This window comes from Chamaesiphon sp. VAR_48_metabat_403, from assembly GCF_031422475.1.
Taxonomy (GTDB): domain Bacteria; phylum Cyanobacteriota; class Cyanobacteriia; order Cyanobacteriales; family Chamaesiphonaceae; genus Chamaesiphon.
The window spans coordinates 1-7514 of the sequence record NZ_JANPLS010000268.1 but is presented as its reverse complement, the minus strand read 5'-3'; the positions used below and the strand labels follow the sequence as shown (position 1 = coordinate 7514).

9 protein-coding genes are annotated in these 7514 nt (G+C 45.2%); 5 read left to right on the top strand and 4 right to left on the bottom strand.

The genetic code is table 11. From position 1 onward, the window contains the following. Positions 1-193 precede the first annotated feature (193 nt). Positions 194-931 carry a PEP-CTERM sorting domain-containing protein gene (locus RMO79_RS12355; RefSeq protein ID WP_310483465.1) on the bottom strand — a complete coding sequence of 246 codons (738 nt, stop codon included), beginning with the start codon at positions 929-931 and terminating at the stop codon, positions 194-196. Between the two features lie 272 nt (positions 932-1203). On the opposite strand from RMO79_RS12355, the gene aroC reads away from it, so the two are divergent. The 3 genes from aroC (at position 1204) to RMO79_RS12340 (ending at position 3841) form a co-directional block, all read left to right on the top strand. Next, positions 1204-2295, top strand: a complete 1092-nt coding sequence (gene aroC, locus RMO79_RS12350; RefSeq protein ID WP_310483464.1) for a chorismate synthase — start codon at positions 1204-1206, stop codon at positions 2293-2295. 47 nt (positions 2296-2342) lie between these two features. Continuing rightward, the gene (locus RMO79_RS12345; RefSeq protein WP_310483462.1) at positions 2343-3215 is read left to right on the top strand and encodes a DUF6816 family protein; all 873 of its coding nucleotides are present in this window, start codon (positions 2343-2345) and stop codon (positions 3213-3215) included. A 155-nt stretch (positions 3216-3370) separates the two neighbouring features. Further along, positions 3371-3841 carry a hypothetical protein gene (locus tag RMO79_RS12340; protein ID WP_310483461.1) on the top strand — a complete coding sequence of 157 codons (471 nt, stop codon included), beginning with the start codon at positions 3371-3373 and terminating at the stop codon, positions 3839-3841. Positions 3842-3965: 124 nt separating this feature from the next. Here the strand turns inward: RMO79_RS12340 and RMO79_RS12335 are convergent, their stop codons facing one another. Then, a complete protein-coding gene (locus tag RMO79_RS12335) occupies positions 3966-4754 on the bottom strand; it encodes an MlaE family lipid ABC transporter permease subunit (protein ID WP_310483460.1) in 789 nt (262 codons plus the stop codon). A gap of 183 nt (positions 4755-4937) precedes the next feature. On the opposite strand from RMO79_RS12335, the gene RMO79_RS12330 reads away from it, so the two are divergent. Beyond that, a complete protein-coding gene (locus tag RMO79_RS12330; protein WP_310483459.1) occupies positions 4938-5315 on the top strand; it encodes a DUF4870 domain-containing protein in 378 nt (125 codons plus the stop codon). Positions 5316-5596: 281 nt separating this feature from the next. Here the strand turns inward: RMO79_RS12330 and rpmF are convergent, their stop codons facing one another. Beyond that, positions 5597-5773 (bottom strand): 50S ribosomal protein L32, encoded by a 177-nt coding sequence (gene rpmF / locus RMO79_RS12325; protein ID WP_295619862.1) that lies wholly within the window; start codon positions 5771-5773, stop codon positions 5597-5599. A 277-nt stretch (positions 5774-6050) separates the two neighbouring features. Between rpmF and RMO79_RS12320 the strand changes: the two genes are divergently transcribed. After that, the gene (locus RMO79_RS12320) at positions 6051-7046 is read left to right on the top strand and encodes an ATP-binding cassette domain-containing protein (protein WP_310483458.1); all 996 of its coding nucleotides are present in this window, start codon (positions 6051-6053) and stop codon (positions 7044-7046) included. Between the two features lie 165 nt (positions 7047-7211). Here RMO79_RS12320 and RMO79_RS24560 read toward each other — a convergent pair. Next, positions 7212-7514, bottom strand: a 303-nt coding sequence (locus RMO79_RS24560) for a TSUP family transporter (RefSeq protein ID WP_396136583.1), incomplete at its 5' end; no start/stop codon positions are given.

Genomic DNA, 7514 nt, shown 5'->3' with positions numbered 1-7514 from the left:
ATTTCAATGGACTTTTGTTATTAGCCCGTTGGCGTAGCCTTTCGGAACGAAACACTTATAGTTCAGGGCGGTGCTTGAGCGGAGCAGATAGACTTTCCCTATCCCGAACTTACTTTAAACTAGTCCGCCTACGCGGACTTTGCACCACTAGCGGCGGTTTCAACCGCTGACTAACCGAACCAGATCGAGCTACCTACAGCTTTTGTCTGCGCTTCTTCATCACACCTACCACTAAAGCACCCCCAACCAATATCCCTGGAACGGCAGAAGGTTCGGGAACCGCAGTAGCAGGAGTTCTATCTGTCAGAACTAAAGAGAGATTGTCAGCATATGCGTTGTTGTAAGATGAACCAACAGTGTCTCGTGTCATCCTCAAGGTGACTATTGCGCTTCGAGTACCAGGGCGGAAGCCAGAGAAAAGTGAGAATTTATTACTTCCCACCCCAATGTTCCCTCTTTGATCTATCGTTGGCCCTATTTTCCCAGTAAGTAGACCGAAGAATATTGGTTGTCCGTTTGCATCAAAGTAATCTATTTCAAGAGATGGATAATCTTTTTCAGGAAAGTGTCCAAAAGTGGCAGATAGCACGAAACCCACGCCAGAAGGTGAATCTATGACTTCAGCAATTGATGATAAGTCGATAGTCTGCGATGCACTAGAAACATTATTATTAGGGCCTCCAGCAAAAAAATTGTTACCTAAACTACTCAACCCAATTCCTGCCACAATGGCATCTGAATTCCTTTCTGGAAAACCAGCAGCACCATACGGTACGACTGTGAAATTACCAGTTGTCGTCCAACCTGGAACGGAGACAACATCGCCTGTCGCAGAACCAGCACCCGCTTCAGCACCTGGATTGACAATGATATTAGTGCCAAAAGTAATCGCCTGAGCTGGGTTAACCCCAATTACGCCCCATCCCAGCATTGAGCCAACTAGAAAAGTTATTGTAGACTTTGTGCCATTTCATGGCACAAAGTCTCGAACCATATTTTTGAGAACGCGATTCTGCATGTTTTTATTTTATTAAAATTATTTAGTAGACTAAGCCAACCCGCTATCTACAAAACTGGCAGAATCATACTTCAAGTACGAAATATAATCATCCGTAGTCTCAGACGACTTTTCATACACCCGATCGCATCGCCTGTTCCGTACTGATAAACTAGTAACTAATCACTGAAGATCGATCGAGCAAGATGGGCAACACCTTTGGACATTTATTTAGAATTACCACCTACGGCGAATCGCATGGCGGCGGGGTAGGTGTGGTTATCGATGGTTGTCCCCCACTAGTAGAAATTAGCGCGGCCGAAATTCAGGTCGAACTCGATCGCCGTCGTCCGGGACAGAGTAAAATTACCACACCCCGTAAAGAGAACGATACCTGCGAAATATTATCTGGGGTATTTGAAGGCAAAACAACAGGTACGCCGATTAGTATCTTAGTGCGAAATAAAGATGCCCGATCGCAAGACTATAACGAGATGGTGCAGACTTATCGCCCGTCTCATGCCGATGCGACGTATGATGCTAAATATGGGATTCGGAATTGGCAAGGTGGCGGTAGATCTTCAGCACGAGAAACGATCGGCAGAGTAGCTGCTGGAGCCATTGCCAAGAAGATTCTCCAAATTTATAACAATGTCGAAGTCATCGGCTACGTCAAGCGGATTCAGGATATTGAAGCCACTGTCGATAGTCATACCGTCACCCTGGCTGATGTCGAAAGTAATATCGTGCGATGTCCCGATTTGAGCTGTGCGGATCTGATGATCGATCGGATCGAAGCGATCGGGCGAGAAGGCGACTCGATCGGCGGCGTGGTAGAATGTGTCGTGCGAAATGTCCCGAAAGGTTTGGGCGTTCCGGTATTCGACAGGTTAGAAGCCGATATCGCCAAAGGCGTGATGTCGCTCCCCGCAACTAAAGGGTTTGAAATCGGTTCCGGCTTCGCTGGTACCCTGATGACAGGTAGCGAACATAACGACGAATTTTACACCGATGAGAATGGCGAAATTCGGACGCGCACCAATCGCTCTGGCGGTACCCAAGGTGGAATTTCTAATGGTGAAAATATCATCATTCGAGTAGCCTTTAAACCCACAGCCACCATTCGCAAAGAGCAAAATACCGTCACCCAAGCAGGCGCAGAAACTACCCTCGCCGCCAAAGGAAGACACGATCCTTGCGTGTTACCCCGCGCGGTACCGATGGTAGAAGCAATGGTGGCTCTAGTATTATGCGACCATTTATTACGTTATTACGGACAATGCAAGGTACTATCATAACTGCGAACGCGGACTTTGCATCACAACGATTGAAATCGTCGCTTGTGATGCAAAGTCCGCCTACGCGGACTAAATCTTTATTAGTCCAGAAAATTTTAACTTGTCTAGTCGCGATCGCCATTTGGTGGAGTAGTTCTCAGACAGCCATAGCCGGAGCCTTGAGCGACAGGATCGATCGATACCCAAATTGGCACACTTTAGCCCCGATCGCGCGGCATGAGGGCGAATTGACTTATCCTGAGTGGTTTAAGGGACGCTGGATCGCTACTAGTACCCAACTCGAACAAATTGCCCCACTAGCACCAGCAATCGTCACCCCCGGATTTGAGAGCAATCGAAAATATATCGATAAACCGATCGAATTTACAGTCCAATTCGTACCGAAAGATCTATCTAGAGCCACCAAATTTTCCCCACTCAACTTACCACGCTTAAAATCTAATTTACCCGCACCACAAATTATCGCCGATCGAGCTTTTAATGGTTTGAATATTGCGGCTGCTTATTTAGGTGCAACGAATGTCAAATCTGTCGAGATCGATCCGCAAAATCCGACCAAACAAATTACCCAACTTACCCAAGACCGCCAACTAGAAACATTTGTAACTGGATTCGATCGCGAAATTCCGACAGACGTTGGCGAAGCCTCTCCTCTGGAGAATCGATTTATTGCCACCGAAATATCCCAACAAATATTTCGCACTAGTACGAGTATTTATCTCAATACTGTCGAAACCACCACCAGCTATCAATTTTCCGCTACGCCTACAGCTAAAATTACTGCAAATCAAATTTCAGCAATTTACCTTTCTCCCCAAGATCCCGACTATTTTCGCGCGATTGGCAAACTCGGAAATCAGCCTGTAGCCTTGTACCGCTATCGATTAGATCTCTCACCAGCACCCGATTCAACACCCTAATTAAATCCTAGTAAAATGGTCGCGCTCGATCTAGTATCATTAAATTCAGTTTTTCTTGCTACTCCCTTAGATCTAAAATTGTTAATGGTAGGATCTAAATTCAGAGATGGCGATCGCAGATACGATCGGATCGAATTAATTTAGATTTAGTTGAGATGAAAACAGCAATCGGCAACCTCGCCATTGGCATGTGGATTGTCGCCAGTTTATGGGTAGATTTATGGCTGGGTACGATGTTAATGTGGACAGTTAGCACCTTCCTCTCTTTGACTGAAGGTGGCCCATTTCGTAAGGCGACACCTTATGCCATGCCAATTCACGAAGTACTAATTTATCAAATTAGTACTTCACTGCTGTGTCTATTTATCGGACTAGCTTGGGCGGGGATCGTCCTAGTTATATCCGAGCGATTATTGGTATTATTAAAATCTAACTCGCGATCCGCTCGACAATTTCAACGACTGAGTACGATCCTATACATACTAGCGATCGGCGCGATTGTAATTGGCATTACGATCGGTAATGCGATTGTCTATTACGACCAAATTCAGGGACGAGCGGCATTCGATCGGGTTAAAGTCTATTTAGACAATCGTGCCGAACATAGCTACATCCAATACTACTAAGCTGTTCGATATTTAAAGTACGTCCGCCGTAGGCACAACCAACGGCAGGCTACGCCAACGACTCCGTGTGGGCAAACTGGTTTGAAAAAGTCAAATGAGTGATTTAGATGTTCCACAGCTTAGTTCAATTATGTTTGCCAAAAATGACATCGCCAAATAGCAATGTCATCGCCAGATCGATCGCAAAAATTGCCATTCCAGACACGATGACAGCGGCTGTCGCCGACTCGCCAACTTGCTTGACACCCCCGTAAGTCGTCATTCCCCAACCGCAACCAACCGTCCCAATTGCCACGCCAAAAAGTACGCCTTTAACACCCAGATTAATAATATCGGCGGCTTTTAACGAGTTGCGAACGGAGTCTAAAAAGATGGCAGGTTGTAACTGATAAAATTGTGCTGCGGCAAAAACACCGCCGCAGATCCCACATACTAAACCTAACACGATCGAAATTGGTACCGTCGCGCTACAGGCAAGTACTCGTGGTAAAACTAAATAATCGATCGGATCGGTTCTGAGCGTATAAAGTGCGTCGATTTGTTCGCTGACTTTCATCGCACCAATTTCCGCCGCAAATGACGAACTTATTTGCCCAGCAACGACACAAGCTGTCAAAATGGGTGCGAGTTCTTGACAAAAGGCGATCGCAAATACACCCCCAACTGAATTGATGACTCCCATTGGCTCCAACTGTCTGGCTGTCTGAATGGTAAAAATAATCCCCGCCATAAAATTTGCGAGTAGTACGGGAATCATCGCTGCTGGGCCAGTTTTGAACAAATGTTCGGAGATCTTTTGCCAGCATGTTTTACCTTGAATTAAATGTAGCCAAACCTGACCGATCAGTAGCAGCGTAAAGCCAAATCGTTTATATGCATAAGGATGAGAGTTAGTGCCAGATCTGGGAACCATGTCGAGATTGGGGGGCGCGCGATGCAATAGTCATTCTATTGTATGAAAGTTAATTGAGTTAGATTGTTTCATCTTGACAAGTTGTGGATTTCCACCCAGGAAAAGCGTACTACTAAACTGCTGTAAGCTATGCTAGAGTTAATACAAACAGATTTAAATATAGATTACCGTTGAGGCTTTAGAATGGTTGACTCTGGAGAGCGTGGTAATAGTGGCAAACGGAAACTATTTTCTTTGTTATGCCACGGTTCGATTTTTTTAGGTTCGCTGCTATTTACTTCAGCAATTCCGTTAGTAATTTTGCTATTGTTTGACGATTCAGTTATTAAAGAAACTGCCAAAGAAACACTCAATTACCACATTAATATTTGGCTGTATGGCGCGATTTCTGCTGCTCTGATTGCCTTCTTTACGGCACTATTTTTCACGATTCCTTTGAACTTCTTTATCGGTGGAGCTTTAGCACTATTTACTTTGGTACCACCAATTTTCGGGATTTTAGCAACTCTAAGTAACCCCGACCAAGCTTACCGTTACCCATTTATTTGGAGAATACTGTAACTTTAGGCGATCGATGGTGTAGGGGTTTGAAGCCCCTACACCATTTTTTTGGATTAATCGATCGCCGTACACAAATATTTAGATAATTCTCATCGATCGGTAAATTGCCCAATCCTGAGTTTGACTTTTTTTAGTTCGACTCAGGCTGTCGCATATAGATATTTAGTTTGCACTCGATCGAGATTTTTTACTAGCTAATCCCCACAACTCTAAATTGCTACTCAGTAATATCGATGTGGGGGATCGGCTAATTGCGCCATCCTGACGCTCGTGTTGTCTGCTTATTCTGCAGCGTCTTCTTCATCGGGCTGAGGATAAACAAAGCTAGTAGATCTGCCAGTCAGCACGGATTTACCCAATGATAGTGCTTTTTTAGCCTGAATTGCGGCTTTGTTGCGCCAAGTAGCACGACGCTTATCACGCTTGGATTTTGATGTTTTCTTCTTTGGAACTGCCATATTAGTAATATATATTTAGGCACAGCCTTTCTAGTATAACAGGAACGAACTCGATAAGCTGTCAGTTATTTAATTTACTTCTGTGGTTTCGATCGGCTGCTTTAATTGGGGAGACTCTTGTTCCCGCACTTTTCACTAACGACAGCTCCACGAGAGAATCGACTATAGTGATAGATAGTACTTTTCAACCTATTATAATGTCGAAGCTTGCGCGCCGCCTCGGCGGTCGAACGGCGATAGGTCGAGCAGATCTGGTGAAAATTTAGATGCGATGTTCATGGCTAGTATTATTGTCGATCGCTTGAGTAAAGTTTATCCAGTCGCGCTCAAAGAGCCGGGTTTAAATGGTACCATCAAGCATTTTTTTCAACGTAAATACAAGCAAATTCATGCCGTGCGGGATGTCTCGTTTCAGATTGAAGCGGGCGAAGTCGTCGGCTTTTTGGGTGCAAATGGAGCCGGAAAAACTACCACGCTAAAAATGCTCAGTGGTTTGATTCATCCCTCCACGGGGACAGTCAAAGTTGCGGGGAAAGATCCCTTCAAACGCGAACCTGCCTTTCTCAAGCAGATTACCCTCGTGATGGGGCAAAAGCAGCAGTTAATCTGGGATCTACCCGCCTTAGACTCGCTCAAAATTAATGCCGCAGTCTACGGTTTGAGCGATCGCACGGCGGAATTTCGGATTCAGGAATTGGCGCAAATGCTGGCTCTCGAAGGCAAACTCACCCAACCCGTGAGGAAGTTATCGTTAGGCGAACGGATGAAAGCCGAGCTGTTAGCGGCGTTACTCCACGAGCCGCAGGTACTGTTTCTGGATGAACCCACATTGGGCTTAGATGTTAACGCGCAGGTGGCAGTACGGAAATTCTTACAAGAATACAATCAGCGATACAAAGCCACGATTCTGCTCACCAGTCACTATATGGCAGATATTACCGCACTGTGCGATCGAGTGCTGGTCATCAACCAAGGGCAACTGATCTATGATGGTAGTCTCAATGGTTTAGTCGATCGATTCTCGCCCTGTCGGGAAGTAAATATCGAATTTGCTCAGGTTTATCCTCGCTCTAAATTAGCTCTGTATGCTGATGTACAGACCGTTGATGGTGCCTCGGCAAGATTTTTGGTGCCGCAAGAGGTTTTAACCAAAACGGTGGCAAGTATGCTGGGAGAATTAGAAGTAGTCGATTTGAGTATTACCGATCCGCCGATCGATGATGTCATCGGACAGATTTTTCAATCGGGGAATGCCGAAATTGTCAAAGTTTGACGATCGATTACAGCATTTTCTAGACTTCTTCTGTTAGCCCAACCCCCTCGCCTTCGGTATAACGTTCATATTCAGCGGCGGCTAGTATACTTTGCATCACCACCGATATCTGGATGCCATCCGCTGCAATACCGTTGTTATGCTGCGTCTTTACACATCAACTGGCTATGTCAACATTATCTTGAGTCCTGCAATTATCAATACCATCGACAATAATCGCTGAATAACATTGTGCGATAACTTATGACTTCCTAAATATGACCCAATAGTACCACCTAGTACGGCAGCAACTAGCAAAATTGCAGCAAACGGTGGAACCTGTCTTGTTGCACTTAGATTTCCTAACAACCCAGATATCGAGTTAACCAAAATGAACATAGCTGAAACTGCTGATGCTGTCTTTGCTGATGCCCAACGCATCCAAAGTAGAAGAGGTGTCAAGAAAATCCCTCCGCCTGTGCCTGTTAG

Excerpts from the sequence above, each read along its gene's own strand:
- RMO79_RS12340 (WP_310483461.1), top strand. The coding sequence starts at position 3,371 with ATGAAAACAGCAATCGGCAACCTCGCCATTGGCATGTGGATTGTCGCC.
- rpmF (WP_295619862.1), bottom strand. The coding sequence starts at position 5,773 with ATGGCAGTTCCAAAGAAGAAAACATCAAAATCCAAGCGTGATAAGCGT.
- RMO79_RS12330 (WP_310483459.1), top strand. The coding sequence starts at position 4,938 with ATGGTTGACTCTGGAGAGCGTGGTAATAGTGGCAAACGGAAACTATTT.
- RMO79_RS12335 (WP_310483460.1), bottom strand. The coding sequence starts at position 4,754 with ATGGTTCCCAGATCTGGCACTAACTCTCATCCTTATGCATATAAACGA.
- aroC (WP_310483464.1), top strand. The coding sequence starts at position 1,204 with ATGGGCAACACCTTTGGACATTTATTTAGAATTACCACCTACGGCGAA.
- RMO79_RS12320 (WP_310483458.1), top strand. The coding sequence starts at position 6,051 with ATGGCTAGTATTATTGTCGATCGCTTGAGTAAAGTTTATCCAGTCGCG.
- RMO79_RS12355 (WP_310483465.1), bottom strand. The coding sequence starts at position 931 with ATGCTGGGATGGGGCGTAATTGGGGTTAACCCAGCTCAGGCGATTACT.
- RMO79_RS12345 (WP_310483462.1), top strand. The coding sequence starts at position 2,343 with ATGCAAAGTCCGCCTACGCGGACTAAATCTTTATTAGTCCAGAAAATT.